This is a genomic window from Streptomyces sp. NPDC127595 (genome assembly GCF_042671685.1).
Lineage (GTDB): Bacteria > Actinomycetota > Actinomycetes > Streptomycetales > Streptomycetaceae > Streptomyces.
On sequence record NZ_JBHXWK010000001.1, the window covers coordinates 472,291 to 498,766 of the forward strand.

25 protein-coding genes, 1 tRNA gene and 1 riboswitch are annotated in these 26,476 nt (G+C 69.8%); of the genes, 9 read left to right on the forward strand and 17 right to left on the reverse strand.

Going from position 1 to position 26,476, the window contains the following annotated elements; all coding sequences use genetic code 11:
• Positions 1-97: 97 nt before the first annotated feature.
• On the forward strand, positions 98-1,912 hold the full coding sequence (locus ACFVKT_RS02060; protein ID WP_385726566.1) for an ABC transporter ATP-binding protein: 1,815 nt from the start codon (positions 98-100) through the stop codon (positions 1,910-1,912).
• 40 nt (positions 1,913-1,952) lie between these two features.
• Here the strand turns inward: ACFVKT_RS02060 and ACFVKT_RS02065 are convergent, their stop codons facing one another.
• Together ACFVKT_RS02065 and ACFVKT_RS02070 are read right to left on the reverse strand one after the other, a co-directional pair.
• Positions 1,953-2,489, reverse strand: coding sequence for an NUDIX hydrolase family protein (locus tag ACFVKT_RS02065; RefSeq protein ID WP_385726568.1), 537 nt, complete (start codon positions 2,487-2,489; stop codon positions 1,953-1,955).
• Positions 2,490-2,629: 140 nt separating this feature from the next.
• Positions 2,630-3,181, reverse strand: coding sequence for a YceI family protein (locus ACFVKT_RS02070; RefSeq protein WP_385726570.1), 552 nt, complete (start codon positions 3,179-3,181; stop codon positions 2,630-2,632).
• 194 nt (positions 3,182-3,375) lie between these two features.
• Here ACFVKT_RS02070 and ACFVKT_RS02075 point away from each other — a divergent pair, with 194 nt between their 5' ends.
• Positions 3,376-3,933: a MarR family winged helix-turn-helix transcriptional regulator gene (locus ACFVKT_RS02075; protein ID WP_385726572.1), complete on the forward strand. Its 558-nt coding sequence runs from the start codon at positions 3,376-3,378 to the stop codon at positions 3,931-3,933.
• Positions 3,934-4,110: 177 nt separating this feature from the next.
• A complete protein-coding gene (locus ACFVKT_RS02080; protein WP_385726574.1) occupies positions 4,111-4,884 on the forward strand; it encodes a sulfite exporter TauE/SafE family protein in 774 nt (257 codons plus the stop codon).
• 13 nt (positions 4,885-4,897) lie between these two features.
• Here ACFVKT_RS02080 and ACFVKT_RS02085 read toward each other — a convergent pair whose 3' ends face one another.
• The 8 genes from ACFVKT_RS02085 to ACFVKT_RS02120 form a co-directional block, all read right to left on the reverse strand.
• Positions 4,898-5,557, reverse strand: coding sequence for a TetR/AcrR family transcriptional regulator (locus tag ACFVKT_RS02085; RefSeq protein WP_385726576.1), 660 nt, complete (start codon positions 5,555-5,557; stop codon positions 4,898-4,900).
• Positions 5,558-5,661: 104 nt separating this feature from the next.
• Positions 5,662-6,912, reverse strand: a complete 1,251-nt coding sequence (locus tag ACFVKT_RS02090; protein WP_385726578.1) for an oxygenase MpaB family protein — start codon at positions 6,910-6,912, stop codon at positions 5,662-5,664.
• A gap of 14 nt (positions 6,913-6,926) precedes the next feature.
• Complete coding sequence (locus tag ACFVKT_RS02095; protein WP_385726580.1) at positions 6,927-7,406, reverse strand: hypothetical protein; 480 nt, start codon at positions 7,404-7,406, stop codon at positions 6,927-6,929.
• A complete protein-coding gene (locus tag ACFVKT_RS02100; protein ID WP_385726582.1) occupies positions 7,403-8,263 on the reverse strand; it encodes a fumarylacetoacetate hydrolase family protein in 861 nt (286 codons plus the stop codon). Before ACFVKT_RS02100 ends, ACFVKT_RS02095 begins: the two co-directional genes overlap by 4 nt.
• 15 nt (positions 8,264-8,278) lie before the next feature.
• On the reverse strand, positions 8,279-9,958 hold the full coding sequence (locus tag ACFVKT_RS02105; RefSeq protein WP_385726584.1) for an FAD-dependent monooxygenase: 1,680 nt from the start codon (positions 9,956-9,958) through the stop codon (positions 8,279-8,281).
• Positions 9,955-10,506 carry a VOC family protein gene (locus tag ACFVKT_RS02110; protein ID WP_385726586.1) on the reverse strand — a complete coding sequence of 184 codons (552 nt, stop codon included), beginning with the start codon at positions 10,504-10,506 and terminating at the stop codon, positions 9,955-9,957. The genes ACFVKT_RS02105 and ACFVKT_RS02110 overlap by 4 nt, the downstream gene beginning before the upstream one ends.
• Before the next feature lie 48 nt (positions 10,507-10,554).
• Positions 10,555-11,682 carry an NAD(P)-dependent alcohol dehydrogenase gene (locus tag ACFVKT_RS02115; protein ID WP_385726588.1) on the reverse strand — a complete coding sequence of 376 codons (1,128 nt, stop codon included), beginning with the start codon at positions 11,680-11,682 and terminating at the stop codon, positions 10,555-10,557.
• Between the two features lie 28 nt (positions 11,683-11,710).
• A complete protein-coding gene (locus ACFVKT_RS02120; protein ID WP_385726590.1) occupies positions 11,711-12,490 on the reverse strand; it encodes an MBL fold metallo-hydrolase in 780 nt (259 codons plus the stop codon).
• Positions 12,491-12,648: 158 nt separating this feature from the next.
• Between ACFVKT_RS02120 and ACFVKT_RS02125 the strand changes: the two genes are divergently transcribed.
• Both ACFVKT_RS02125 and ACFVKT_RS02130 read left to right on the forward strand, forming a co-directional pair.
• Complete coding sequence (locus ACFVKT_RS02125; protein ID WP_385726592.1) at positions 12,649-13,611, forward strand: amidohydrolase family protein; 963 nt, start codon at positions 12,649-12,651, stop codon at positions 13,609-13,611.
• Between the two features lie 74 nt (positions 13,612-13,685).
• Positions 13,686-14,432 carry a cobalt-precorrin-6A reductase gene (locus ACFVKT_RS02130; RefSeq protein ID WP_385726594.1) on the forward strand — a complete coding sequence of 249 codons (747 nt, stop codon included), beginning with the start codon at positions 13,686-13,688 and terminating at the stop codon, positions 14,430-14,432.
• An 8-nt stretch (positions 14,433-14,440) separates the two neighbouring features.
• Here ACFVKT_RS02130 and ACFVKT_RS02135 read toward each other — a convergent pair whose 3' ends face one another.
• From ACFVKT_RS02135 to ACFVKT_RS02145, 3 genes are all read right to left on the reverse strand, one after another.
• Complete coding sequence (locus tag ACFVKT_RS02135) at positions 14,441-16,528, reverse strand: MDR family MFS transporter (protein ID WP_385728099.1); 2,088 nt, start codon at positions 16,526-16,528, stop codon at positions 14,441-14,443.
• Between the two features lie 82 nt (positions 16,529-16,610).
• The gene (gene cobF, locus ACFVKT_RS02140; RefSeq protein WP_385726596.1) at positions 16,611-17,381 is read right to left on the reverse strand and encodes a precorrin-6A synthase (deacetylating); all 771 of its coding nucleotides are present in this window, start codon (positions 17,379-17,381) and stop codon (positions 16,611-16,613) included.
• Positions 17,382-17,438: 57 nt separating this feature from the next.
• The gene (locus ACFVKT_RS02145; RefSeq protein ID WP_385726597.1) at positions 17,439-17,963 is read right to left on the reverse strand and encodes a DUF309 domain-containing protein; all 525 of its coding nucleotides are present in this window, start codon (positions 17,961-17,963) and stop codon (positions 17,439-17,441) included.
• 100 nt (positions 17,964-18,063) lie between these two features.
• Between ACFVKT_RS02145 and ACFVKT_RS02150 the strand changes: the two genes are divergently transcribed.
• A tRNA-Pro gene (locus ACFVKT_RS02150) sits at positions 18,064-18,137 on the forward strand.
• An 86-nt stretch (positions 18,138-18,223) separates the two neighbouring features.
• On the opposite strand, the gene ACFVKT_RS02155 is transcribed toward ACFVKT_RS02150, so the two are convergent.
• A complete protein-coding gene (locus tag ACFVKT_RS02155) occupies positions 18,224-19,222 on the reverse strand; it encodes an NAD(P)H-dependent glycerol-3-phosphate dehydrogenase (RefSeq protein WP_385726599.1) in 999 nt (332 codons plus the stop codon).
• A gap of 174 nt (positions 19,223-19,396) precedes the next feature.
• Here ACFVKT_RS02155 and ACFVKT_RS02160 point away from each other — a divergent pair, with 174 nt between their 5' ends.
• The 3 genes from ACFVKT_RS02160 (at position 19,397) to ACFVKT_RS02170 (ending at position 21,135) form a co-directional block, all read left to right on the forward strand.
• Complete coding sequence (locus ACFVKT_RS02160) at positions 19,397-19,642, forward strand: hypothetical protein (RefSeq protein WP_385726601.1); 246 nt, start codon at positions 19,397-19,399, stop codon at positions 19,640-19,642.
• Positions 19,643-19,957: 315 nt separating this feature from the next.
• Positions 19,958-20,099, forward strand: a riboswitch (cobalamin riboswitch).
• Positions 20,100-20,134: 35 nt separating this feature from the next.
• Complete coding sequence (locus ACFVKT_RS02165; RefSeq protein WP_385726603.1) at positions 20,135-20,356, forward strand: CbtB-domain containing protein; 222 nt, start codon at positions 20,135-20,137, stop codon at positions 20,354-20,356.
• A gap of 20 nt (positions 20,357-20,376) precedes the next feature.
• Entirely contained in the window at positions 20,377-21,135 is a 759-nt protein-coding gene (locus tag ACFVKT_RS02170) for a CbtA family protein (RefSeq protein ID WP_385726605.1), read from the forward strand.
• 303 nt (positions 21,136-21,438) lie between these two features.
• On the opposite strand, the gene meaB is transcribed toward ACFVKT_RS02170, so the two are convergent.
• From meaB to ACFVKT_RS02185, 3 genes are read right to left on the reverse strand one after another with little or no spacing between them, the layout of a single operon-like run.
• Entirely contained in the window at positions 21,439-22,419 is a 981-nt protein-coding gene (meaB, locus tag ACFVKT_RS02175) for a methylmalonyl Co-A mutase-associated GTPase MeaB (protein ID WP_385726607.1), read from the reverse strand.
• Positions 22,416-24,578, reverse strand: coding sequence for a methylmalonyl-CoA mutase (gene scpA, locus ACFVKT_RS02180; protein ID WP_385726609.1), 2,163 nt, complete (start codon positions 24,576-24,578; stop codon positions 22,416-22,418). Before scpA ends, meaB begins: the two co-directional genes overlap by 4 nt.
• Positions 24,578-26,386 (reverse strand): methylmalonyl-CoA mutase family protein, encoded by a 1,809-nt coding sequence (locus ACFVKT_RS02185; protein WP_385726611.1) that lies wholly within the window; start codon positions 26,384-26,386, stop codon positions 24,578-24,580. The genes scpA and ACFVKT_RS02185 overlap by 1 nt, the downstream gene beginning before the upstream one ends.
• Between the last annotated feature and the right edge of the window lie 90 nt (positions 26,387-26,476).

Sequence of the window (26,476 nt, forward strand, 5' to 3'; positions counted from 1 at the left end):
TGGCCTGCCCGTACTCGCACATCGGCGTCGCCGAGAGCCGCGCGGAGGCTCCGTCGACGTGCCCCGTCCCCAGGGGACCGGTCCGAGCGAGGTTGGGATGGGAACGACTGAATCGCGTGAGGCTTTACCGGGCAAGGGCCCGGTCCTCCTCGCGCTTCGTTATTACGGACGGGAGCTGGCCCGGCTGCGATGGCTGACGGTGCCCGGGACGCTGGCGCCGGCGCTGGGCAACATCGGCATGAACTACATCGCGCCGCTGGTCATCGCCAAGCTCGTCGGCGAGATCGCCGACGACGCCGATGTCACCATCGGCTCGACCCTGCCCTACGTCCTTGCCTTCGCCGGTGTCCTGCTGCTCGCGGAGGTGCTGTGGCGCATCGGACTGCACTGTCTGAACCGCGTCGACGCCCTCGGCATCGAGCACCTGTATGTGATCGGCATGGACGAGCTGTTCGCCAAGGACGCGGCCTTCTTCCACGACAACTTCGCCGGGTCGCTGACCAAGCGGGTGCTGAGTTTCGCCACCCGCTTCGAGGACTTCGTCGACACGATGACGTTCCAGGTCGTGGGCAGTTTCGTGCCGCTGGCGTTCGGATCGGTGGTGCTGTGGCTGTACGAACCGCTGCTCGTCGTGGGCCTGTTGGTGATGATCACGCTGACGGCGCTGTGCGCGATGCCCCTCATCCGGCGCCGCCAGGCACTGGTCGCCCAGCGTGAGGAGGCGATCGCCAGGGTGTCGGGGCACGTCGCCGACAGCCTGATGAACATGGACACGGTCCGGGCTTTCGCCGCGGAGGAGCGCGAGGCCGCCGAGCACCGCTCACGCGTCGCGGTGTCGCGCCGGCTCACGCTGAGGTCCTGGGACTACGGCAACCTGCGCATCGACACACTGGTCGCGCCGATGTCCGTGCTGACCAACGCGCTGGGCCTGCTGCTCGCGGTCGCGCTCGGCGGGGGCGGCAACGGCGTCGAGTCGGTCGTGGTCGCCTTCATGTACTACACGAACGCGACGCGGATCATGTTCGAGTTCAACCAGATCTACCGTCGCCTGGAGAGCTCGATGACGGAGGCCGCACAGTTCACCGAACTGCTGCTGACGCCGCCGACCGTGATCGACCCGGCGTCGCCGGAGCCGCTGCGGTCGCGGGCGGCCGACGTCCGTTTCGAAGAGGTGACCTTCGCCCACGCGGGCGCGGAACCGCTCTTCGAGGGACTCGATCTGACCGTGCCCAGCGGGACGAAGATCGGTCTCGTCGGCCGGTCGGGCGGAGGCAAGACCACGCTCACCCGGCTGCTGCTGCGGATGACGGACATCCACGACGGCCGGATCCTGATCGGGGGGCAGGACATCAGCAGGCTGCGCCAGGCGGACCTGCGCAGCCTGACCGCCTACGTGCCGCAGGACCCGGCGATGTTCCACCGCTCGCTGCGGGACAACATCGCGTTCGCCCGGCCGGACGCCACCGACGCCGAGATCCGCCGCGCGGCCGAGGCGGCGCACGTCACGGAGTTCGCCGACGCGTTGCCGGACGGATTCGACACCATGGTGGGCGAGCGCGGTGTGAAGCTGTCCGGCGGACAGCGCCAGCGGGTCGCCCTCGCCAGGGCGATCCTGCGTGACGCGCCGATCCTGCTGCTCGACGAGGCGACCAGCGCCCTGGACTCCGAGAGCGAGGTCCTCGTCCAGGAGGCGCTGTGGCGGCTCATGGAAGGCCGGACGGCGCTCGTGGTGGCACACAGGCTGAGCACGGTCGCGAACATGGACCAGCTCGTCGTCCTCGACCGCGGTCGGATCATCGAGCAGGGCACCCACCAGGAGCTGCTTGTCTCGGAAGGCGCCTACGCGAAGCTGTGGCAGCACCAGTCGGGCGGCTTCCTCGACGACAGTCCGGTGCGGGCGGACCTGCACTGAGGCAGCGCATGTGGGCTCACCGCATGGGTGCCCCCCTCGGTCAGGACAGGCAGCCGACGTGCGCGAGGGCCTGCTTGAGGAGGACTCCCTGCCCGCCCGGCATCTCGTTCTGGACCACCGGCGAGGAGGCCTCCTCCGGGCTGAACCAGACCAGGTCGAGGGCGTCCTGCCGGGGGCGGCAGTCGCCGGCCACCGGGACGATGTAGGCGAGCGACACCGCGTGCTGGCGGGGGTCGTGGAAGGGCGTGGTCCCCTGCGTCGGGAAGTACTCCGCGACGGTGAAGGGCTGCGGGGAGGCCGGGACCCGGGGCAGTGCCACCGGCCCGAGGTCCTTCTCCAGATGGCGCATGAGCGCGTCCCTGACCCGCTCGTGGTGCAGCACCCGGCCGGAGACCAGCGCACGGCTCACCGTCCCGTCCGGGCCGATGCGCAGCAGCAGTCCGATGCTGGTCACCTCGCCGTTGTCGTCGACGCGCACCGGCACGGCCTCGACGTAGAGGATCGGCATACGTGCGCGCGCCAGCTCGAGGTCGTCGGGACTCAGCCAGCCGGGCGTGGTTTCGGTCGTGTCAGCCATTCGTTGATCGTACTTTCCATGGCCCCACTTGGTGCGCGCCGCTCCAGGTCAGACCCGCCGGGTCGACCGTGACTCGCACCACTTCCGAGCCGCGGAGCGGGTGTCCTTCGAGCCACGCGCACCTGTATGCGAAGGGGGCGTCAGGAGGACTGGCGTATGAAGCGCGTGGTGAGCGTGACGAGGGTCAGGGGCTTGATCATGTTGGCCTGGCTCCAGGTCATGCCGAACTCCTTGCGGTCCACCGGGAGTTCGGCGGTGAGGGTGACGGCGTCCGATGAGATCTCGGAGGCTTCCGCGGTGAAGGAGAGGGCGCGGCTCACGCCGAGCACGGTCAGCTCGCCGGTGACCTGGGCGGTGCCGTCGCCGACCGGGGTGACACCGGTGGCGGTGAAGACGATCGAGGGGTGCTTCTCGACGTCGAAGAAGTCCGCGGAGCGCAGGTGCACGTCACGCTTGGTGTTCTTGGTGTCCAGGGAAGCGGCGTCGATCGTGACGCTGCCGTGCGCACCGCCCTCGGCGAGCACCTCGCCCTCGCCGCTGACCTTGGTGAAGACGCCCTTGACGTTGACGAGGCCCCAGATCGTCCTGTTCTGGATGCGGACCGATGTGCCGGCCGGGTCGAGCGTCCAGCGGCCCGGACCGACGTCCGTGAGTGAACCGGAGGAGTGGGAGTTCGAGGTGGTGTTGGACATGATCGGTCGGGCCTTTCGTGAGTGATCTGGGGGAATCCGCGGTGATCCGGGCGGCGGAACGCATGCACTGTCCCTGACCAGCCGCTTTAAGACTCAATAAATTGCCAGCTATTAGGTAGTTAGCGAGATAATAGCTGGGCGGGGTATCCTCGGCAAGCGGATCAGGACGTGGATCGGTGGACGGGAGCCAGTGCATGGGGGAGTCCCAGCAAGCGGCGGGGCGGGTCGAGTGGCCTGCCTCGATGGAGTGCCCCAGTGGCGGCGGGGCCGGGGCCCCCAGCGCCGAGGAGGCCGAACTGCTCCAGCGCTGGAACTCCCTGGCGACCGGATTCCGGGAACTGTCGGACCAGCTCCTGGGCGACGCGCAGCGGGAAATCGGTCTGCCGCCGTCTTTGCTCGAAGTGCTCTGCTTCCTGGCCACGACTCCGGAACAGGCCGCCCCGATGCGACTGGTCGCCCAGACGCTCGGGTTCTCCACCGCCGGGACGACCGGAGTGGTCGACAAGCTGGCCGTCGCCGGGCTCGTCGAGCGCCGGCCGTCGAGCTCGGATCGCAGGGTGACGTACGCCGCGCTGACCCCGCAGGGCCGCGAGACCGCCACGGCCGCGGCCAGGGTGTTCGCCGACTCGGTGCGCCGCCGCGTCGTCGAACCGCTGGGCGACGAGGGCTTCGCATCGTTCGCCGGTGCCTTCGTCAGGCTGGGACTCGCGGACGATCCGTGCGCCGGAGGCGGGGCGGCGGGTAACTGCTGACGCCTGCCCCCGGTGCACCGCGGTCAGGCGGATCGACCGGGCGTCGCGGAGGCTGGATCAGCCAGGTGCTGTCCGGTGCGGCGCCGGTGCACGATGAGCCCCGAGGACACCTCAGGGGCCAATGGGCGAGACGGTCCTTACGCTGGAGAGATACGTGGGCATAGCATCGGTTCCCGCATGAACACGATGACGCTCTGGCACATATCCGTTTGGGAGTTCGCCGCGCTCGCCGCGGCGGCCCTGCTCGTCGGTTTCTCGAAAACCGCCGTCAGCGGGGCCAACACGGTCAGCCTGGCGATCTTCGCCGCCGTGCTGCCCGCCCGCGCCTCGACGGGGGTGCTGCTGCCCATCCTCATCGTCGGGGACGTGCTCGCGGTGCTGACCTACCGGCGCCACGCCCACTGGCCCACGCTCTGGCGGCTGTTCCCGGCGGTCGCCGCGGGAGTCGTCCTCGGCACACTCTTCCTGGTGTGGGCCGACGACGGGGTCGTACGCACCTCGATCGGCGCGATCCTGCTGCTGATGGCGGCGGTCACCCTGTGGCGCAGACGGGCGGCCACGAAGGACGAGGAACCCGACTCCGTGACGACGCGCACCGGCCGGGTCAAGGCCCGTTCGTACGGCGTGCTCGGCGGCTTCACCACGATGGTCGCCAACGCCGGCGGCCCCGTGATGTCCATGTACCTCCTGTCGGCGGGATTCCGGAAGCTCGGCTTCCTGGGCACCTCCGCCTTCTTCTTCCTGATCGTCAATGTGTCGAAGGTGCCGTTCAGCGTGGGCCTCGGCCTGATCGACGGGAACTCGCTGCTCCTGGACGCGGCGCTGGCGGTCTTCGTGCTGCCGGGGGCCGTCCTTGGCCGGTGGGCCGTGAACCGGATCAACCAGCGGCTCTTCGAGCGGCTGGTGATCGCGGCGACGGTGGTGGGCGGAGCGCAACTGCTGCTGCGCTGACCGGGCGGACGGTTCAGTTCGGCAACGACAGGCCGTTCAGGAGGACTTCGGCGACGTTCTCGGCGTAGAGCCGGACGCGGGCCTCCTCGGTCGACGTCATCTCCGGGCTCATCAGCGAGGCGAGCGCGATCTGGCCGTAGAGCGCGGATCCACCGGAAGTGAGCAGGAAATAGAAAGTCTCGTAGGGGATTTTCTTGATTCTGCCCTGCTCGTACAGAAGTTCAAAGACGTGGATGTAGCGCGATCTTATCGGCTCGATGTAGTTGCCGTAGAGATAGTCGAGACGCTCCGTGGCGGCGGCGCCCTCAAGGGTGACAAGGCGGGCGAGATAAGGGCGTGTTGCCGAGTACTCGATGAAATTCCGGATCAGCATTCTCAACCGCACCATGGGGTCGGCCGATTCGTCGTCCGCGGACACCAGGTAAGCCACGAGAGGGCGGAAAGCCCAGTCGACAGCGGCCTGCCACAGGTTCGCCTTCGAACCGAAGCGCTGATAGAGAAGGTTGCGGCTGACGCCCAGTTCGTCATTCACGGTCCGGAGTGACACACCGTTGTATCCGTGCACCGAGAAAGCCTCGATCGCGGCGGCCATAACCTCGTCGGTCGGGGCGAATTGCGCGTCTTTGGGCGGACGCCCTCGTGGGCGGCTTACGCGGGGCGGATTCTCAGGCATGACACCAGCTTAGCGGCGCCTCCTCTCCTCCGTGGGGATGGAGGAGAGGAGGCGGGAACCGGGTGGGGCGGGGCGGATATTCCTTTGGCGCGGGCGGCGGAGGACTACCGCGCGAGCTTGTCGACGGGTTTGAACTTCGCCTCGCCGCCTTCGAGGTTCGCATTGAGGAACGCGTGCCGGTCCCGCCGGTTGACCTGGTCGATCCACCCGGCCACGCCGGTCACATTCCTGCGCAGGGTCTCGCGCGTCAGGTTCCCGGGCACCCGGGCGAGCGGAGCGAAACGCCACAGGCCGGGGTCGGGCAGCCCCGTCCACCCATAGCTCTCCTCGCCCAGGTAGAAGCGCGCATGACCGAGCTGCGCCTTGTAGCGCAGCCTGCCGTAGACCTGGCGCAGCCCCTTCGCGTCCTCGGGCGGCAGATAGGTGTCCATGAACGACCGGCACAGTTCACGGGAGTCGTCGTCGATCTTCGGCTCCTCCGAGAGCCCGAGCAACAGGTTGGCCAGGAAGCCTTCGGCGACCGTCTCCGGGTACCACGGCGCCTCGACACCCATGAGGTATCCGACATAGCGCCAGTGATGCATCATCGCCTCGATGTCGGCGTCCGTCGGCCGGTAGCCGAGCAGCTTGAGCTGCATCCCGGGGGCGAAGGAGCTGAGCAGCAGGGTCCCGGTCTGCGCGAACTGGCTGATGGGCATGCCCAGCCGGTCCCGGTCCCACTCGGGGTGCGGCAGCAGGGTGTGCCGGATCATCGAGTGCAGGGTGCGTACGAAGACCGCGGAGCGGCGTCCCACGGCACCGGGTCGCATGGCCCCGGGCTCGGTGGTGTCCGTCCAGAGCCGGGAGGTCTCCACGAACCGGCCGAACGCCGACCCGCCGGTGTACGCGCCGGTCAGCGCGAGCGGCTTGGCGACGGTCTCCAGGCCGTACGCGTTGAACGTGGACATTCCGAAGAACGGGTACAGCTCCTTGTACCGCCGGAAGACCTCGGCTCCGTGCTCGACCTTGTCCCAGTCCACCCACTCGGGGTCGGTGTTGATCGAGTCGAACAGCGCCACCAGCTCCGGAGAGGGGTCGTTGACGCTCTTGATGCCGCCGTGCAGGGCCTGCTCCACGTCCTTCCGGGCGCGGGACTTGCCCTTGGGCGAGGCGAAGCAGGCGTCGATGTAGGCGTCGCCGAGCCTGTCCCCGGTGTTCATGGCCCGTCCGAAGGCCGTCGCCAGTTCCTCGGGGACGTCGAGGGGGCGCTTGGCGTAGCGTTCGAGTTGCGCCTTCAGCGCGAGGCCCTTCGGGCTCTTGGCGGTCTCGAAGTACGTGAAGATCTCGGGGATCGCCACTTCGGTCGACTGCGTCATTGATCTCACCGCTTTCAGATGGTGTTGGTGTTTCCCACGGCCGGTTCGCCTGCTGCTTCGCCGGCCTGTCGGCCCGTCAGCTCGCCGGCCAGCTCGCGGGCGGTACGGAGCGCGGCCGCTTCGTCGGCCAGGGAGGCGTCACGGCGCATCAGCCCAGTGATGAACGCCGCGCCGCGCACGTCTCCTCGGGGCGGCCCCAGCAGCACATGGGTGTGCGGACTGCCCTCGCCGAGCGAGTAGGTGTAGACCCGTTCCGAGCCGGTCACCCGCGTCACCGCGGTGCTCAACCGGGCGAGCAGCGGGCCGAGTTCGGCAGCCTCGGCGCCGTCCAGACCGGCGAGTCCCTCGGTGTGCCGCAGTGTCTGCACCGCGACCCAGCCGGGCGCCGCCATGGCCGGGTGCATGGACACCCCCCAGTACCCGGCCCGCAGCAGCCAGCCGGGATCCGCGGTATCGAGGACGACGGCTCGCCGACAGAGAAGGCATCCAGTCATGGCCCCTCCTGCCGGACCCCGGTGTTCGGAGGGGCGATCGTGCTGGTCAGGGTGCCGATCCTGGCGAGCGTGACCGACACCACGTCGCCCGCCGCCAGGAACCGCCCGTCCGCGACGCCGGTTCCTCCCGGGGTCCCGGTGAGGATCACGTCACCGGCTTCCAGGGTCAGGAACGAGCTGACGTACGCCAGGAGTTGAGGGATGGAGAAGATGAGCTCGGCCGTCGAGGAACGCTGGCGTACTTCGCCGTTGACCTCGGTGGTGAGGTCCAGGGCGTCGTGCAGGCGCAGTTCGTCGGACGTGAGCAGGGCGGGCCCTAGCGGCTTGAAGCCGTCGAAACCCTTGGCGAGGGCCGGACTGGCCATCGGCAGGGCGGGATTGTCGCCGGACTGGACGTCGCGCGCCGAGAGGTCGTTGGCGACCGTCCCGCCCGCGACGAAGTCCCAGGCGTCCGTCTCCGGAATGTCGCGGCCGTCCCGCCCGATCACGACGGCCAGTTCGCCCTCGTAGTCGACTCGCTTCGGCGCGGATTCCGGCAGGTGGACGACGGTGTCCGGGGAGGTGACGGCGGAGCCGGGGATCAGGTGGAAGCGGGGGAGGGCGGGCAGCGGGCTGCCCGTCTCGGCAGCGTGGTCACGGTAGTTGAGGCCGATGACCACGATCTTGCCGGGCCGCCACACCGGGGGTGCAAACGTGGCGTGCTCCCGGCTGATCTCCTCGCGGACCCGCAGGCCCGCCACCTCGGCGAGCCGGCCCTCGACGATGAAGTCCTCCAGTGACCGGCCGTGGGCGTCGAGGAGTCGCAGTCCTTCAGGACCGACCCGCGCGAGGCCGTCGCCGGTCTGTGCGAGCAGCATGATGTTCTCCGTTCCTCAGCTCGTGAGTTCCCGAGCGCTCCGGTGACTCGCCGACCGGCCGATGACCTGGTCCACCAACGCGTCGGGGTCCGCGGGGCAGGCGTCACCGCGCCAGGCGACGATGCCGTCGGGGCGTACGAGCGCGATGGCGCACCCGTACACCTCGCGCGCTCCGTCCGCGCCGACCCACTCCTCGTCCAGCGGGATCCCCCGGGTCCGGAAAGCCTGGGCGAGATCCCCGCTGTCCACGGCGGGGGCGATGTTCAGCAGGGTGAAGCGCCCGCGGAAGAGGTCGAGTACGGAACTTCCGTCGGCCAGCGCGACATGCGGGGCGCGATGCCCGGGGCGCGCCGTCGGTACGTACTCCTCCGGGTCGGCGACCGGCTCCGGGCTCCCGTCCGGGACGATGAGCGTCGACTGCGGGTAGCGCACGCCGAGTTGGACGCCGAGCGAGCGCCACTCGGTCTGCCGGGTGGCCACGATGCGCTCACCGGCCCGGTCCCGCGCCTCCTTCTGCGCCGGGTCGTCCAGCGCCGGGTCGGGCAGGATCGCGTTGTCCGCGCAGTAGTTGTGCCAGGCGCGGCGGACCATGCGCTCGGCGTGCGGCCGGCGCTCGGCGGTGTACGTGTCGAGCAGCGCGTCCGGAGCCCAGCCCCGCAGCACGCCCTCCAGCTTCCAGCCGAGGTTGGCCACATCGCCGAGACCGGTGTTCATCCCGTGCCCGCCCGAGGGCCACATGCGGTGCGCGGAGTCGCCCGCCAGCAGCACATGACCGGACCGGAAGGACTCGGCGACCACCGCGTCGCCGCTCCACTCCCGGGCGTCGAGCACCTCGACCTCCCCGGCCGGGCAGTCGAGCGCCTCGGCGACGGTGGCACGCACCTCGGCCGCGACGGGCGACTCCCCGCTCGCCAGGGGATAGGTGACACGCCACAGATCGCCGCCGTCGAGCGAACCGAGAATCATCCGGCGGGGGTTGAGCAGGTAGTACTGCACGGCCGGGGCGTGCGGCACACGCTCGCGCAGCCCGGGAAGGTTCACGAAGGCACCCTGCCAACGCGCCCGGACATCGGCAGAGTCCCGCAGCGACTCGATGCCGAGGGCCTTGCGGACCGGCGAGGCCGCACCGTCGCACGCCACCAGATAGCGCGCCCGCACGGTCCTGCGGCCGTAAGCCTGCGAGGAGAGCCGCACGGTCACGCCGTGCGTTCCGTCGTCGAACGCGTCGCACATCCACCGGTAGCGCAAGTCCACCGTGGGTTCGGCGGCGGCTCGCCGGCGCAGGGCGAGGTCGAACCAGAACTTCGGCCACCACACGCCCCCTTCGGGGCTCAGCCCGTGCGTGGTAGCGCGCCGGTCCGCGTTGCAGGGACGCGGGAAGCGCGCCAGTTCGTACGTCGTCATCCGTGAGACGAAGGAGATGTCACGCGGCGCGCCGGCGGGGAATCCGCTGTGCTGCACCTCGTCGGAGATGTCCCACCGGCGGAGCAGCTCCATGGAGGCGGTGTCGATGGACTCCGCCGTCGGGTAGCGGACGACACCGTCCTCGCGCTCGACGAGGAGCACCGACAGGCGGCGGGAGCCCAGTTCGATGGCGGTCGCGAGCCCCACGGGACCGCCGCCCACGATCACCACGTCGTACGCGGTGTTGTCCGAGAGGTCGCCGGTGGTGCCCGGCGCGGAGATGAGTCTCATCGTTCCCAGATCAATTCGCTCAGGTCCCGGCCGGCCTTCGCGGCCTTGGCCAGCAGTTCCGGGTCGAGCGGGAAGCCGTTGGGGTTGGACTTGAACGCGTCGGTCGCCATGAACGCCCGCATCTCGTCCCGCGAGGAGAAGTTCAGCGCGGACAGTTCGACCTTGTTCCCGTCCGGGTCCCGGTAGTAGAAGCTCGTGCCGGGCCCGTGGTTGGACGCCTCGACGGGCAGATGGCCGCCGTCCTTGAGCGTGCCGTACAGGTCCACCAGTGCCTCGATGGACGGCGTACGCAGCTGGAAGTGGTGCAGGCCACGGGAGGAGAGGCCGGAGCCGATGTCAGCGCACTCGAAGACGGCGATGCGCTGGGTGTACGGCGGATCGAAGTAGAAGTCGAGGAAGCAGATGCGGGACGGCTCGTCCGGGTCGTCCGAGGGAGGCGGCGTCATCTCCACGGTGCGCGGCTGATTCAGGAGTAGCGAGTAGAAATCACAGAGGCGGTCGTATTCGGTCGTCCGCAGAACGACCTCGGACAGACGAATCCCTGACATGTCTTTCGTCCTTGCTTGAGGGGGAGCGGCTCGGTGGCGCCGGTCGGTTCAGTGGATGAGGACGGCCTTGACCGCGGTCCCCGAACGCACCTCGTCGACGGCCTTGTTGATGTCGTCCAGCGCGTAGGTGCGGATCATGGCCTCCAGGGGAAAGCGGCCCTTGCCATGGAGGTCGAGGATGCGCGGAACGAGTACCGCCGGGGCCTGGTGCCCGACGATCGAACCGCTCACGGTCCGTCCTTCGAGGAGCGCGAACGCACTGGTCCGCAGATCCGCGTCCGGTGCGACGCCGAGGATCGCCGCGCTTCCCAGCGGGGCGAGCGCGGCCACGGCCTGCGACATCACCTCGGGTATGCCGGTGGACTCCACACTGAACTCGACGCCCGCGCCTCCGGTGAGCTCCCGTACCCGTTCGACCGCGAGACCGTCCGTGGCGTCGATGACGTCGGTCGCGCCGAGATGGGCGGCGAGGTCGAGCCGCGAGGCGTGCGGGTCGGTCACGATGATCCGCGCGGCGCCGGCCGCCGAGGCTGCCATGACCGCGCTCAGCCCGACGGCTCCGGCCCCGAAGACGGCCACCGTGCTGCCAGGCGGGACCTTCAGCTGGTTCCAGACCGCCCCGGCGCCGGTGATGATGCCGCACCCGAGGGGAGCGAGCACATGATCGGGTACGTCCGTCTCGCCGACCTTGATCAGGCTGCTCGGGCGGCACAGCCCGTACCCGGCGAAGGACGACTGCCCGAAGAAGTGGTCGTGCACCGGCTCGCCCGCCGAGTCGTGCAGCCCGACGGTGCCGTCGGCGCGCCGGGCACCGAAGTTCAGCGGGAAGTGGAGCGGACAGTAAGCGGGCCGTCCGCTCAGACAGTTCCGGCAGCTGCCGCAGAAGCTGAAGCTGGCCACCACCCGGTCGCCGGGACCGAACCCGGTGACGCCGGAGCCGACCGCCTCGACCACACCGGCACCCTCGTGCCCGGCGACGACCGGAAGAGGCGTGGGCATACGTCCGGCCGCCACCTCCAGATCTGTATGGCACAGCCCTGCCGCGGTGAAGCGCACCAGCACCTCGTCCGGGCGGGGATCGCCGATGCTCAGCTCTTCCAGCTCGAAGGGTTCGTCGCTACCTGGCCGGCAGACCGCCGCTTTCACGCTGCTCATGGCGAGTTTCACGCTGCTCATGGCGAACCTTTCGGAGAATGCGGCCGGTTCATCGGAGCGTGACCGGCCGGAGTTCGGGGAAGTGCGGTCCGACCAGCGGCGTTCCCGTCGCGCGCAGCGTCTCCAGCCAGACCGCCCGGGTGGACGCCGCGGCCGGTGCGTCCCAGTCGAAACCGCAGCGCCAGTGCGGGTGGTCCAGCGCCGCCGGGTGGTGGAAGAGGTCACCGACGAGGGCGAGGCTCTGCCCCTGTGACTCGATCAGCGCGACCGAGGCGCCCGGCGTGTGTCCCGGTGCGTGGACGAGACGCAGCCAGTCGTACGGCGAGACGGTGTCGCCCTCCCACAGCACGGCGATGTCGCGCAGCGGAGCGACCTTGTCGCGTACGGCGTCATCGGCCTTCCCGTCCACGAAGTGCTTCCAGTCCGCGGCGTGGATGTGGTGCCTGGCCTGGGGAAACGTGGTGATGCCCGCGGTGGAGGCCCAGCCCACGTGGTCGATGTGGAGATGGCTGAGGACCACATCGGTCACGGAGTCGAGCGGGCAGTCCAGCTTGTCCAGCCGCTCAGGCAGGAGTTCGCAGACCGGGGGCAGCTCGCCGTCGGGCAACAGCTGCGGGGCGAGCCCGCCGCCCAGGTCGAAGACGACGCGGTGCCCGCGCCGGTCGGTGGCCAGGAATCCGCCGAACGGGACCTGAAGCATCCCGTGCCGGTCGAGCGCGCCGGGCAGGGCCTGCCACACGGACAACGGAACGTCCGGGTAGAGCAGGTTCGGCGGCATCGGTACGACGCCGTCGGTGAGGGGTTCGACTGTCACATCACCTATCTGCATGCCTCGACCATAACCATTAAAGTGTTGAGCGTCAATTTAATGGAGGGCGTGATTGAGGGGCACCGAGGTCAATGTCCTCGGTACGCGTCGTTTAAATTGACGGTCGACAGTTTGCTACCTAGGCTCGGAGACACACCCCGACGCAGAGGAGCCACGTCATGCCTGGTCAACGGATCGATGTCCACACTCATGGCGTGTCGGACGAAGCGATGATGGCGATCGCGGGCCGGGGCTTCCGCCCGACCGGCGGATACCGCATCTCCGTGCGCTGGACGCCCGAGGCCGCACTCGCCTACATGGACCGGCAGGAGATCGCCGCCCAGCTCATGTCCCTGCCGATGTCGTTCGCGGGGGCGGACGACGACCCGGACTTCGGGACGCGCCTCGCCCGGCTGATCAACGAAGGGCACGCCGAGCTGATCGCGAAGCACCCCGGCCGCTTCGGAGCCTTCGCGACACTTCCGGCGGACGGCCCCGACGAGGCGCTGGCCGAAGTCGCTTACGCGCTGGATGAGTTGGGGCTCGACGGAGTGGTGCTGACCTCGAACGTGCTGGGCCACTACTTCGGCGATCCGTCCCTCGAACCCGTACTGGCTGAGCTGGCACGGCGCGAAGTACCGGTCTTCGTCCACCCGGAGGACTGCCCGTACATCGAAGTCCTCGGCTTCGGCCGGCCGAGCTCCATCGTGGAGTTCCCCTTTGACACTGCGCGCACGATCACCAACGCGCTCTACACCGGTGTCTTCCTGCGGCATCCCGGGCTGAAGCTGATCCTGGCCCACTGCGGAGGGGCGCTGCCCACGCTCGGCTGGCGGATCGGCGAGCACACCGAGATGGGCCGGGGGCCGGACGACGCGGACATCGACCCGGCCCATGTGGCGGAGGTCCTGCGTGGGCTCTACTACGACACCGCGCTCGCCGGGAGCCGCAACTCCCTGCTGCCGACGCTCGAAGTGACCTCCGCCGACCACATCCTGTTCGGCACCGACTGGCCCGCCGCCCCCGAACCCACGGTCGTCCGCAACATCGACAACCTCACCGGCTTCGACGGGTTCACGGAGGGGGAACTGCGCGGTGTGGAGCGCGACAACGCGCTGAGGCTGTTCCCCCGCTTCGCCTGACAGCCCTCGCGTCCCGCACTGTGCCTGACCGGCCGACCGTGTCGGGGAGCGATGCGCCCCGTACGCTCGACCCCATGTCCCCCCACGTCCTGGTCCTCGGCGGTACCACCGAGGCGCGAGAACTCGCCGCCCGGCTGGCGGCGAGGCCCGGTGTGCGGGTGACCACGTCGCTGGCCGGGCGTGTGTCCCGGCCCGGGGCGCTCGACGGGGAGGTACGGATCGGGGGATTCGGCGGAGCGGACGGCCTGGCCCGATGGCTGCGCGAGCATCGGGTGGACGCGGTGGCGGACGCCACGCACCCGTTCGCGACGGGCATCACGGCGAACGCGGCCCGGGCCGTGGCGGCGACCGGTGTCCCGGCCGTGGTGCTGCGCCGCCCGGGCTGGCGCCCAGGGCCCGGCGACCGCTGGCACTCGGCGGCGTCCCTGGCCGAAGCCGCCGCGCTGCTCCCGGAGTTGGGCCGCCGGGTCTTCCTCACCACGGGCCGCCTGGGCCTGGCCGCCTTCGCGGAGCTGCCCGAACTGCACTTTCTCGTACGTACGGTGGAGCCGCCCGAGCCGCCACTGCCCCCGGACGCCGAGGTGTTGGCGGCGCGCGGTCCGTTCACGGTGGACGGTGAGAAAACCCTGCTGCGCGAGCATCGCATCGACGTCCTGGTGACCAAGGACAGCGGGGGAGAGGCGACGGCGGCGAAGCTCGTGGCCGCACGTGACCTCCGGCTCCCGGTGGTCGTCGTACGCCGACCGCGCCTTCCGGGCGGGGTGAGCGCGGTCCCGGACGTCGCGTCGGCCCTGGCGCGGCTGGACCTCGGCGCAGGCTGACAGGCGCGTCAGCCGGTTCCGCCGGACGCGGGTTCGAGCTGCCGCCCGGGCGGCAGGCCATGGGTGAGGTCCTCGACCAGCAGGCGCTTGGCGATGGAGTCGACGGCGGCGCGCAGGTCATCGCCCGAGGGGCGGCCGATGTCCTGTTCCACGCGCTGGGCGAGCCAGGTGCCCCACGCCCTGCCGATGATCCGTGCCTCCCGCTCTCCCGCCGCGGTGTGCGAGAAGAGTGAGCCGTCGCGGGTGAGATAGCCCTCCTGGACCATACGGTCGAAGACCGGTACCAGGACCTCCGGGGGCAGCCGGCGCCGGGCGGCGATCAGCCCGAGACTCGCATGGCCGACCATCCGGGTGAACAGCTCCACCTGCATCACGGCCCACGCCCCGGCCACGTCGAGGCGGGTGTCGGACTCGGTGACGATCCGGCGCGCGGTGTCCAGCTCCGTACCGCCGATGATCTTTCCGACGGCGGCTTCCAGGACGCGCTGCGAGTCGGCGCCGGCCGGGGACGCGAAGCCCTCACCCATGTCGGTCGAGCCCATCCGTGCGCTGTCGCGCAGCTGCACCTGCTTGAGGAACAGGGCCACGAAGAAGCCCAGGACCGCCACCGGGACCGTCCAGAGGAAGACGGTCTGGAGCGTGTCGGCGTACGCCCTGATGAGGGGCTCGGCCGCCGCCGACGGCAGTCTGTTCAGCGCTTCCGGGCTCTGCGAGGCCTGGGCGATCGCGGCCGGATCCGCCGCGCCGGTGCGGGTGGCCTCCGCGACGCCGTCGGCCAGGTTCGGCTTCAGTGAGTTGGTGTAGATCGTGCCGAAGACGGCCGTCCCGAAAGAGCTGCCCAGCGTACGGAAGAACGTGACGCCGGAGGTCGCGGTGCCGAGGTCGGTGTAGAGCACGGTGTTCTGCACGGCGATCGTCAGCACCTGCATGGACAGGCCGATCCCGGTGCCCAGCACGAACATGTACAGCGATTCCAGCCAGGCGTTGGAGTCCGGTCCCATCAGCGAGAGCAGATAGAGACCCACCGCCATCACCAGCGAGCCGACGATGGGGAAGATCCGGTACTGGCCGGTCTTGCTGACCACGTTGCCGCTGAAGACGGAGGCGATGAGCAGGCCGATGACCATCGGCAGCGTGCGGACGCCGGAGACCGTGGCCGAGTCGCCGTCGACGTACTGCAGATACGTCGGCAGGAACGTCATCGCGCCCAGCATCGCGAAGCCCACGATGAAGCTGAGGATCGAGCAGACCGTGAAGACTGGGTTGGCGAACAGGCGCATCGGCAGGGTCGGTTGGGCCGCGCGGGTCTCGGCCCAGCAGAACAGGCCGAGCGCGATCACACCGCCCACGAACAGGCCGATGATCATGCCCGAACCCCAGGCGTACTCGTTACCGCCCCAACTGGTCGCCAGGATCAGCGCGCTGGCGCCGATCGCGACGAACGCGATGCCCAGATAGTCGATGACGGGCCGGACCACCGACTTCACCACGGGAATGGTGCGGGCCGCGGCGATGACGACGACGATCGCGATCGGCACGTTGACGTAGAAGGCCCAGCGCCAGGTCAGATGGTCCGTGAACAGACCGCCGAGCAGTGGTCCGATGACGGTGGCCACGCCGAAGACGGCACCGATCGCGCCCTGGTACTTGCCGCGCTCCCGTAGCGGGATGACATCCGCGATCAGGGCCATGGCGGTGACCATCAGGCCGCCCGCGCCGACACCCTGGACCGCGCGCCAGAGGATCAGCATCGTCATGTTCGGCGAGAGGCCGCACAGGAAGGAACCAGTGATGAAGATGATCGCCGAGGCCTGGAAGACCACCTTGCGGCCGAACAGGTCACCGAACTTGCCGACCAGTACGGTGGCGACGGTCTCCGCCAGCAGGTAGGCCGTCACCACCCACGACATGTGTGCCGCGCCGCCGAGATCCGACACGATCGTCGGCAGGGCGGTGCCGACGATCGTCTGGTCCAGGGCGGCGAGGAGCATGCCCAGCATGATCGTCGCGAAGACGACATTGCGGCGCCGCTTGTCCAGCACCGGCGGTGCGGGCGCCTCCGCGGCGGGCGGCACGGTTTCCTCGGTGGTCGTCACATTCGTCACTTTCACATCGGAGTGCGCCATGTGCATGCGGGACGACCCGCCCGGCGTACCGGCCCCTCACCGGCCGGGCGCGCTACCCCTTCGGATGCCTGCGCAGCAGATACGTGTCCATGATCCAGCCCTTGCGCTCGCGGGCCTCGGCACGCAGACGCTCGATGCGCGGGCCCGCCTCGGCTACGGGACCTGAGACGAGGATCTCGTCGGGCGTGCCTATGTAGGCGCCCCAGAAGATGTCGATGTCCTCGTCGGCGTACTGCCGGAAGGTCTGATGGGCGTCGAGCATGACGACCACGTCGTCGACGCCGTCCGGGAAGCCCTCCGCGAGGCGGCGGCCGGTGGTGATCTGGACGGGCCGGGCGACCCGGTTGAGGCCGGTGCGGTGCCGGGCGACCAGCGCGGAGACACTGCTGATCCCGGGCACGACGTCGTACGTGAACGACACCTCGCCCCCCTCCAGGATCTCCTCCAGGATGCCGAGCGTGCTGTCGTACAGCGAGGGATCGCCCCACACCAGGAACGCGCCGCACTCCTCCTCGCCCAGCTCGTCGGAGATCAGGCGCTGGTAGATCTCGGCGCGGGCGCTGCGCCAGTCCCCGACCGCGGGCGAGTACGCCGCGCCCCCTGCGGTCCGGTCGCGGTCCGGGTCGCGCGCCTCGACCAGCCGGTACGTCCCCTCCGGTATGTGCGCGTCGAGGATGTCACGGCGGAGCTGGACGAGGTCGGCCTTCACCTCGCCCTTGTCCAGGATGAAGAACACGTCGGTGTCCCTCAGCGCCTTGACCGCCTGAAGCGTGAGCTGGTCGGGGTCACCCGCCCCGATCCCGATGACATGAATCTTTCGCACACCCAGAGTCTGCCGCACACCACTGACAGTGGGGCCACCGCGGTCAGGGCCGCACTGTCACGCTCGGCGTCCGCGCAGCCGCGGTGCCCAGGCCGTCGCGCTGATCGCCGTACCGTCCCGTTCCACGGTTCCCGCCAACTCCCTTGCCCAGGAGCCCAGTTCAGCGACGTCAAGCCCGTAGGGGCGTGCCCGGCCGGTCCCCGAAGCCCACTCCTCCACCGCCTCGGCACCGCGCCGCAGCAGCCGGGCACCGCCCGTCGTATTGCCCCTGGCCGCGTGCGTGAGCCCCACCGCGAGCTGGGCGAGGCCCCGCCACAGCGCACGCTCCTCCTCGGGGCCCGCCTTCCAGGCGTCCTCGAAGACCTCATGCGCGTGGAACGGTTTTCCGCCGTCCAGCAGCACCTGCGCCTCGGCGACGGTCTCCTCGGGGCTGCGTACGAGGCCCTCTGGCTGCCGCTCCACACCGTCCGCGCCGTACGGCAGCGGCCGCCCCAGTCCGTCACGCGGCCGGGCATTGCGCGCCCGTCCGTCCGGGTCCCGGTCCCGCCCGCCGCCCTGCCGAACCTCAGATGCCCCGCTCATACCCCGATTGTCGCGCGCCTGCGCCATTAACGGAGCAGCCCCCCGGGTGGGGTAAAGTTCTGTTCGCACGATCACGCGGTCCACCGCGGGTCGGACGCACCGGGACGTGGCGCAGCTTGGTAGCGCACTTGACTGGGGGTCAAGGGGTCGCAGGTTCAAATCCTGTCGTCCCGACGGTGCGGAGGGTCTTCGCAGGCGAGAGCCTGTGGGGGCCCTTTTCGTATGGGGCGTTTGGGGTCTTCCGGGCTGAGCGCACTGCCCTACCGCTCGGCTTTGGGCGTACGCGCCATCAGCACGCCGACCGCTTCCCCGACAGTGGAGTGTCCGTCGATGACGGATGCCACGACCTCGGTGATGGGCATCTCGACGCCGTGGCCGCGGGCCAGGTCGAGGATCGCCCGGCAGGACTTGACTCCCTCGGCGGTCTGGCTGGTGGCGACGGTCGCCTCCGCGACCGTGAGGCCCCGGCCCAGGTGCTCGCCGAAGGTTCTGTTGCGGGACAGCGGCGACGAGCACGTGGCCATGAGATCGCCCGCGCCGGCTAGCCCGGAGAACGTCAGCGGGTCGGCGCCGAGGGCGGTTCCGAGGCGGGCGGTCTCCGCGAGGCCGCGGGTGATGAGCAGCGCTGTCGCGTTGCCGCCGAGGCCCATGCCGGTCGCGAGGCCCACTGCCAGGGCGATCACGTTCTTGACGGCACCGCCGAGTTCACAGCCGACGACGTCGGTGGCCGTGTAGGGCCTGAAGTAGGGGGTGTGGCAGGCGGCCTGGATGCTCTTGGCGGCGGTCTCGTCGCGGCAGGCGATGACGGAGGCGGCGGGCCGGCGGGCGGCGATCTCCCCGGCGAGGTTCGGGCCGGAGATGACCGCGACGCGCTCGTCGGAAATACCGGTGACCTCGGTGATCACCTGGCTCATACGCAGCTCCGAGTGCGTCTCGACGCCTTTCATGAGGCTGACCACCACGGCGTGCGGTCCGATGAGGGGGGCCCAGGCGGCGAGGTTGTCGCGGAGGGTCTGGGCGGGGATCGAAAGGATCACCAGCTCGGCGTCGGTCAGGGCCTCCGCGGGGTCGGTGGTGGCGCGCAGTGTGTCCGGCAGAACGACGCCCGGCAGGTAGGCGGGGTTCTCGTGACGCGTGTTGATCGCGTCGGCGACTTCGGAGCGCCGGGCGTGCACGAGGACTCGGCTGCCGGCGTCGGCGAACACCGCCGCCATGGTCGTGCCCCATGAACCTGCCGAGAACATCGCGACCCGAGACATCTGCTTGTTCTCCCTCTGCGCCGGTCCCCGGCACCCTATCCGGCGACGGTGGGGCAGGCACCGACGAGCGTGACCTCGACGGGTTGGCGCCCGGGCTACGTGGTGAACGGCCACTGGTGTTCGTCTCTGCTCACGCCCGCTACCTTCCCCGAGGAGAAGTACAGGCTGCCGTGATTGGACACCGCCGGCGTGTACGGGGGCGAGTGCCTCGTCGGCTCGCGCCGGGTCGTCACCGCGCCCGAGGAGACGCTCGAGCCGTTCCGCGCGAAGCTCGGCGGAACCATCCAGCAACTGCGCGGCATGGGCCCACCCCGGGCTCGTCGTAGCGGGCGAACCCGCCCGTCGCTCGGCGCCGACGCCTTCGTGCTGGTCACGGAGGCGCTGCGGCGATCCGTCCGCGGAGGGTTCGGCGAGGGTTAAGGAGAAGACTTGCCCTCCGCGGCGAGCAATGGAATCCACAACAGCCAGCCCCACAGGATGAAGTCCACCACTCCGCTCCAAGCTCCGCGACGCCAAGAGGCTGGGACGGGAACGCGTCATCGCGCGCATACGGCAGCGCCACGAGGAGACCAACACGGCCTGACCTTCGAGGCGGCGGTCGCGAACGTGGGCATGGGCGCGCTTCGTTGACAGCGACCGCCCGAGTTCCGTCACCGGTGACCCAGGGGTCGCACCGGCCGCGTCACCAGGCAGGAGAGGAAGATCACGCCAGGTGACGCGGTCTTGGCCATGCACGCGACACACGGTACCGTCGGTCCGATATCGACGACGGCGAGACGGAAGCCGGTGAGAATCCGGCACGGTCGCGCCACTGTAAATGGGACGCCCCTGAGATGCTCCCTGAGTCAGACCCGTGGCCGTCGTCATGTGCACCACCGAGATGGGACGCGAACTCCCAGAGGAGGCCCTGCCATGGCGCAGCATGTCGCCCAGCCGACAACCAACACCCCTGTCATTCCGGCCAAGTTGCCGCTCAAGGACATCGCCCCCTGGGCGGTCTTCTTCGGCGTCCTGATGCTGGTTCTGCTGTACTTCGTCGGCGCTGAGCAGGGCGCCACCTCCGTCGTCTCCGGCGCGGAAGTCCACGAGTGGGTCCACGACGCCCGCCATCTCCTCGGCTTCCCCTGCCACTGACGAAGGACGCCGCGCACCTCATGAACTCCGCAACAGTGAGAAACCTTCTCGTGCGGGGCATGCTCGCCGGCCTCGGCGCCGGTGTGCTCGCCCTGATCGTCGCCTACTTCCTCGGTGAGCCGAGCGTCGACAGCGCGATCAGCTTCGAGGAAGCCCATGCCTCGGGCCACGAGCACGAGGTCGAACTCGTCTCCCGCAGCCTCCAGTCCACCGCCGGCCTCGCCGCCGGTGTGCTGATCTACGGGGTGGCCTTCGGCGGCATCGCCGCCCTCGCCTTCTGCTTCGCGCTCGGCCGCGTGGGCCGTTTCAGTCCGCGGGCGACCGCGCTGCTCCTGTCGGGAATCGCGCTGCTCGCCGTGTACGTCGTGCCGTTCCTCAAGTACCCGGCCAACCCGCCCGCGGTCGGCAACGGCGACACCATCGGCAAGCGGACCACCCTGTACCTGCTGATGATGGTGCTCAGCGTGCTCCTCGCCGTCGCCGCCACCATCCTGGGGAAGCGGCTCGCCCCGAAGGTGGGCACCTGGTACGCGACCGTCTCGGCGGTGGCCGCCTTCGCTGTCGTGATCGGACTGGCGTACGCGTTCCTGCCCGTCATCCAAGAGGTGCCGGCCGACTTCCCGGCCACCGTGCTGTGGCGCTTCCGCGTCTCGGCGCTGGCCATACAGATCACCCTGTGGGGTGGCTTCGGGTTGGTCTTCGGTGAATTGGCCGAGCGCTTGCTCCATCCCAAGCCTGCGACGGCGACAGCGGGACGACCGGTCGCCGCCCCCAATTGACAGACCCGTCAAACGAGTCAGGGCCCACGGAACCATCCGGGGGCCCTCTCGCGTTTCCCGGGCACTGACACGGAAACCGCCACCGATATCGCCGCCGCCAATACCAATACCGATACCGATACCGACAAGGACGCGGACGTCATCGGACCACGGACCATGAGCCACGGAACGGACCGATCAGACGGGGACCACCTGGGCGGGGAGCGGAGGAACCGAGCGGCCGGACGACCCCAGCCGCGCTGGGAGGCAGCGAGGCGGTCGCCCTGACCGTGCAGGAGTGCGAGCAACTCATCCAGCCCGTCGCTAGTCCTTGCCGCCGAAGGTCCGGAGAATGCGTTCGGCGGCGAGTGTGGCCGTCAACTCGCCGTCCCTGACCTGCTGTTCGAGGGCCGGTGTGAGGGCTCGTACGGCCGGATCGGCGTGCAGGCGGCCCAGGAGCTCGTCGCGGACCATCGTCCAGGTCCAGTCGACCTGCTGGTCACGGCGTTTGGCGGCGAGCCTGCCGGTCGAGTCGAGGAGCGTGCGGTGCTGTTCGAGGCGGTCCCAGACGGTGTCCAGGCCGGCCGACTCGCGGGCGCTGCAGCTCAGTACGGGCGGCGTCCAGGCAGCGTCCCTGCCGTGCATGAGCCGGAGCGCGCCTGCCAACTCCCGTGCGGCTGCCTGCGCGTCGCGTTCGTGCGGGCCGTCCGCCTTGTTGACGGCGATCACGTCGGCCAGTTCGAGGACGCCCTTCTTGATGCCCTGGAGCTGGTCGCCGGTGCGGGCGAGGGTCAGCAGGAGGAAGGAGTCGACCATGTTGGCGACGGCCGTCTCGGACTGGCCGACGCCGACCGTCTCCACCAGCACCACGTCGTAGCCCGCGGCTTCCATCACCACGATCGACTCGCGGGTCGCCTTGGCGACCCCGCCCAGGGTGCCGGCGGTGGGGGAGGGCCGGATGAAGGCCGCGGGGTCGACGGCCAGGCGTTCCATCCTCGTCTTGTCGCCCAGGATCGAACCGCCCGTACGGCTGGAGGAAGGGTCCACCGCCAGCACCGCCACCCGGTGTCCGAGCGCGGTCAGCATCGTGCCGAAGGCGTCGATGAACGTCGACTTGCCCACGCCCGGTACGCCACTGACGCCGATCCGCCGTGCCCGGCCGCTGTGCGGGAGCAGCTCGGTCAGCAACTCCTGGGCGAGCGCCCGGTGCTGGGGCCGGGTGGACTCGACGAGGGTGACGGCGCGGGCGACGAGCGCGCGCTTCCCGTCGAGTACCCCTTTGACGTAGGTGTCGAGCTCGATCACAGGTCATGCCCGAGATCGTCCGAGAGCCGCTGGACGAGGTCGTACGCCGCGTCCGGGATCACCGTCCCTGGCGGGAAGACGGCGGCCGCACCCATCTCCAGCAGAGTCGGTACGTCCTGCGGAGGGATCACCCCGCCCACGACGATCATGATGTCCTCGCGGCCCTCCGCCGCCAGCTCCTCCCGCAGTGCCGGTACGAGGGTGAGATGGCCCGCGGCCAGCGAGGACACCCCGACGATGTGCACGTCCGCCTCGACGGCCTGGCGCGCCACCTCGCCCGGGGTCTGGAACAGCGGGCCGACGTCCACGTCGAAGCCGAGGTCGGCGAAGGCGGTGGCGATCACCTTCTGGCCGCGGTCGTGACCGTCCTGGCCCATCTTGGCGACCAGGATGCGCGGGCGGCGTCCCTCGGCCTCCCCGAAGGCGTCCACGAGTGTGCGGGTGCGGTCCACGGACGGGGACTCGCCGGCTTCGTTGCGGTACACACCGGAGATCGTACGGATCTGGCCCGCGTGCCGCCCGTACACCTTCTCCAGGGCGTCGGAGATCTCCCCGACGGTGGCCTTGGCGCGGGCCGCGTTCACCGCGAGCTCCAGCAGGTTGCCCTCGCCGCCGGCCGCCCGCGTCAACGCGTCCAGCGAGTCCTGGCAGGCCCGCTCGTCGCGCTCCGCCCGCAGCCGCCGCAACTTCTCGATCTGCTGGGTCCGTACGGAGGAGTTGTCGACCTTGAGGACATCGATCTTCTCGTCCGTCTCCACCCGGTACTTGTTGACGCCGATGACCGGCTGGCGGCCCGAGTCGATCCGGGCCTGGGTGCGGGCCGCCGCCTCCTCGATGCGCAACTTGGGGATGCCCGCGTCGATGGCCTTTGCCATGCCGCCCGCCGCCTCGACCTCCTCGATGTGCTGCCAGGCGCGGCTCGCGAGGTCGTACGTCAGCTTCTCCACGTACGCGCTGCCGCCCCACGGGTCGATCACCCGGTTCGTGCCCGACTCCTGCTGGATGAGGAGCTGCGTGTTGCGGGCGATACGCGCCGAGAAGTCGGTGGGCAGGGCGAGTGCCTCGTCCAGGGCGTTGGTGTGCAGCGACTGGGTGTGGCCCTGGGTGGCCGCCATCGCCTCCACACACGTACGCGTGACGTTGTTGAACACGTCCTGCGCCGTCAGCGACCAGCCGGAGGTCTGTGAATGGGTGCGCAGGGAAAGGGACTTGGCGTTCTGCGGGTCGAACTGCCTGACCAGCTTCGCCCAGAGCAGGCGCGCCGCCCGCATCTTGGCGATCTCCATGAAGAAGTTCATGCCGATCGCCCAGAAGAAGGACAGCCGGGGCGCGAACGCGTCGACATCCAGGCCGACTTCGCGCCCCGCCCGGATGTACTCCACACCGTCCGCGAGCGTGTACGCCAGCTCCAGATCGGCCGTCGCGCCCGCCTCCTGGATGTGATAGCCGGAGATCGAGATGGAGTTGTAGCGCGGCATCCGCTGCGAGGTGAAGGCGAAGATGTCGGAGATGATCCGCATCGACGGCTTCGGCGGATAGATGTACGTGTTGCGGACCATGAACTCTTTGAGGATGTCGTTCTGGATGGTCCCGGCCAGCTTCTCGGGCGGTACTCCCTGTTCCTCGGCCGCCACGATGTAGAGGGCGAGTACGGGGAGCACGGCGCCGTTCATCGTCATCGAGACGGTCATCTTGTCCAGCGGGATGCCGTCGAAGAGCTGCCGCATGTCGTAGATGGAGTCGATGGCCACGCCCGCCATGCCGACGTCGCCCGTCACGCGCGGGTGGTCGCTGTCGTAACCGCGGTGGGTGGGCAGGTCGAAGGCGACCGACAGACCCTTCTGGCCCGCCGCCAGGTTGCGCCGGTAGAAGGCGTTGGACTCCTCGGCCGTCGAGAATCCCGCGTACTGGCGGATCGTCCAGGGCTGGTTGACGTACATCGTCGGGTACGGCCCGCGCAGGAACGGGGCCACGCCCGGATACGTGTCCAGGAAGTCCAGGCCCTCCAGATCACGGCCGGTGTACAGCGGCTTGACCGCGATGCCTTCCGGTGTCTCCCAGAACGCCTCGTCGCCACCGAGCGACTTGCGCCACTCGTCAGCGCTGCCGTCAACGGTGGGCGTCCCCAGTTCGATTCCGGAGAAGTCGGGGATTCCCATCAGGACACTCCCATGCGGTCGAGGGTGGCGGAGAGCACGGCGACGGCGTCGCAGCCCGCGAAGACGTAACCGTCGACATCGGTGTACTGCCCAGGACGGCCGGCCAGGAACACATGCCGGGCGCCCGCGGCCTTGAGGGTCCGGGCCGTGCTCCCGGCCTGCTCCTCGTAGAGCGCGTCGCTGGAGCACAGGCAGACCTCGGTGGCGCCGCTGTCCTCGAAGGCGCCCTCCGAGACGGCCTCGATGCCGCCGGCCTGGAACAGGTTGGCGGCGAAAGTCGTCCGGGCGGTGTGGGCCGCGGCGGGCCCGATGGCCGCCAGGTACACCCGCGGCCGGGTTCCGGTGGCGGCGAGGTGGGCGTCGGAGCGGGCGCGCAGGACTTCGTACGCCTCGTCGCGCCGTACGCGGGGGAGCCCCCCGGTCGGCGGCTCGGGGGCGGGCTCGCGCTCCACGAGACGCTCGGCGAGATTCGGGAACTCACTGACGCCGGTGATGGGTTCGCGCCGCTTGGCCAGCTTCGCGCTGCGCGCCGCCCAGGTGTTCGCGAGGTCCTGACCGAGACGGCCCGAACGCAGCGCGGACGCCTGGCCGCCGATGCGCTCGATCCACTGGAAGAACTCCCAGCCCGCGTGGGCGAGTTCGTCCGTCAGCCGTTCCACGTACCAGGAGCCGCCCGCCGGGTCGATCACCCGCGCAAGGTGCGACTCCTCGACCAGGATCGTCGAGGTGTTGCGGGCGATACGGCGCGCGAACGCGTCCGGCAGGCCCAGCGCGTGATCGAAGGGCAGCACGGTGACGGCGTCGGCGCCGCCGACCCCGGCGGCGAGCGTGGCGACCGTCGTGCGCAGCATGTTCACCCACGGGTCGCGGCGCGACATCATCACCGGCGAGGTCACCGCGTGCTGTACCTGAGCACCCGCGCCGGGCGCTCCGCACACCTCGGCGACCCGGGCCCACAGCAGGCGGGCCGCGCGGAGCTTGGCGATGGTCAGGAACTGGTCGGCGGTGGCCGCGTACCGGAACACCAGCTGGCCACCGGCCTGTTCGGCGGTCAGTCCCGCCTCCGTCAATGCCCGCAGATACGCGACACCCGTCGCCAGCGAGGCGCCCAGCTCCTGCGCGGCCGAGCCGCCGGCCTCGTGAAACGGCAGGGCATCCACGGTCAGCGCCCGCAGCCCCGGATACTCCTCGGCACACAGTCGCGCGAGAGTGGCGGCCGGCGCGAAGTCCAACGCCTCGCCCGTACGGGCCTCGTGACCCAGCGGGTCCGCGCCGAGACTGCCGTGCGCCGCTTCCTTGGCGACGCCCCGCTCCTCGTACAGCCGCAGCAACTCCCGTGCCGCGGGCTCCACTTCACGTCCCGCGTCGAGGGCGACGGGTGCCAGGTCGAGGTAGACGCCGTCGAGTGTGCGGGCGAGGGACGACACGGGGATCCCGTTCTCGCCGACGAGCAGCCAGAGCGAGGAGACGCCGTTCTCCAGGTCTCCGAGCACCGCAGCGCTGTCGGGCGACGAGTGCTGTTGCCGTACGTCCCAGCCGCTGACGGTGCTTCCCCCGGGCCGGCCGCCTCGTACGAAGGGTGCGAACCCCGGAAAGCCGGGGTCCGGGGCTTCGTCGTGCGCCGTGTACAGGGGCCGGGTGGTGAGTCCGTCCTCCAGTGGGGTGGACAGCGCGGCTTCGGCCGCCGCTCCCGAGACGTCCTTGCCCGACTTGCGCAGCACCCCTTCCACGAGACTCTGCCACTGCTCATGGGATGCGGAAGGGAACTCGGCGGCGAGCGATAGCCCGTCGTTGGGCAGGACTGTCATGCTCGGATGCTAGGTCAGATCGCGTGAGAGGGAGCAGAGGACAAGGCTGTGACCTTGCCCTCGCCCGATCTGTGACCCCGGTCTCATCGA

Bases quoted from the DNA above. Each gene is read 5' to 3' on its own strand.
- ACFVKT_RS02060 (WP_385726566.1), top strand. From the start codon at position 98: ATGGGAACGACTGAATCGCGTGAGGCTTTACCGGGCAAGGGCCCGGTC.
- ACFVKT_RS02065 (WP_385726568.1), bottom strand. From the start codon at position 2,489: ATGGCTGACACGACCGAAACCACGCCCGGCTGGCTGAGTCCCGACGAC.
- ACFVKT_RS02070 (WP_385726570.1), bottom strand. From the start codon at position 3,181: ATGTCCAACACCACCTCGAACTCCCACTCCTCCGGTTCACTCACGGAC.
- ACFVKT_RS02075 (WP_385726572.1), top strand. From the start codon at position 3,376: ATGGGGGAGTCCCAGCAAGCGGCGGGGCGGGTCGAGTGGCCTGCCTCG.
- ACFVKT_RS02080 (WP_385726574.1), top strand. From the start codon at position 4,111: ATGAACACGATGACGCTCTGGCACATATCCGTTTGGGAGTTCGCCGCG.
- ACFVKT_RS02085 (WP_385726576.1), bottom strand. From the start codon at position 5,557: ATGCCTGAGAATCCGCCCCGCGTAAGCCGCCCACGAGGGCGTCCGCCC.
- ACFVKT_RS02090 (WP_385726578.1), bottom strand. From the start codon at position 6,912: ATGACGCAGTCGACCGAAGTGGCGATCCCCGAGATCTTCACGTACTTC.
- ACFVKT_RS02095 (WP_385726580.1), bottom strand. From the start codon at position 7,406: ATGACTGGATGCCTTCTCTGTCGGCGAGCCGTCGTCCTCGATACCGCG.
- ACFVKT_RS02100 (WP_385726582.1), bottom strand. From the start codon at position 8,263: ATGCTGCTCGCACAGACCGGCGACGGCCTCGCGCGGGTCGGTCCTGAA.
- ACFVKT_RS02105 (WP_385726584.1), bottom strand. From the start codon at position 9,958: ATGAGACTCATCTCCGCGCCGGGCACCACCGGCGACCTCTCGGACAAC.
- ACFVKT_RS02110 (WP_385726586.1), bottom strand. From the start codon at position 10,506: ATGTCAGGGATTCGTCTGTCCGAGGTCGTTCTGCGGACGACCGAATAC.
- ACFVKT_RS02115 (WP_385726588.1), bottom strand. From the start codon at position 11,682: ATGAGCAGCGTGAAACTCGCCATGAGCAGCGTGAAAGCGGCGGTCTGC.
- ACFVKT_RS02120 (WP_385726590.1), bottom strand. From the start codon at position 12,490: ATGCAGATAGGTGATGTGACAGTCGAACCCCTCACCGACGGCGTCGTA.
- ACFVKT_RS02125 (WP_385726592.1), top strand. From the start codon at position 12,649: ATGCCTGGTCAACGGATCGATGTCCACACTCATGGCGTGTCGGACGAA.
- ACFVKT_RS02130 (WP_385726594.1), top strand. From the start codon at position 13,686: ATGTCCCCCCACGTCCTGGTCCTCGGCGGTACCACCGAGGCGCGAGAA.
- ACFVKT_RS02145 (WP_385726597.1), bottom strand. From the start codon at position 17,963: ATGAGCGGGGCATCTGAGGTTCGGCAGGGCGGCGGGCGGGACCGGGAC.
- ACFVKT_RS02155 (WP_385726599.1), bottom strand. From the start codon at position 19,222: ATGTCTCGGGTCGCGATGTTCTCGGCAGGTTCATGGGGCACGACCATG.
- ACFVKT_RS02165 (WP_385726603.1), top strand. From the start codon at position 20,135: ATGGCGCAGCATGTCGCCCAGCCGACAACCAACACCCCTGTCATTCCG.
- ACFVKT_RS02170 (WP_385726605.1), top strand. From the start codon at position 20,377: ATGAACTCCGCAACAGTGAGAAACCTTCTCGTGCGGGGCATGCTCGCC.
- scpA (WP_385726609.1), bottom strand. From the start codon at position 24,578: ATGGGAATCCCCGACTTCTCCGGAATCGAACTGGGGACGCCCACCGTT.
- ACFVKT_RS02185 (WP_385726611.1), bottom strand. From the start codon at position 26,386: ATGACAGTCCTGCCCAACGACGGGCTATCGCTCGCCGCCGAGTTCCCT.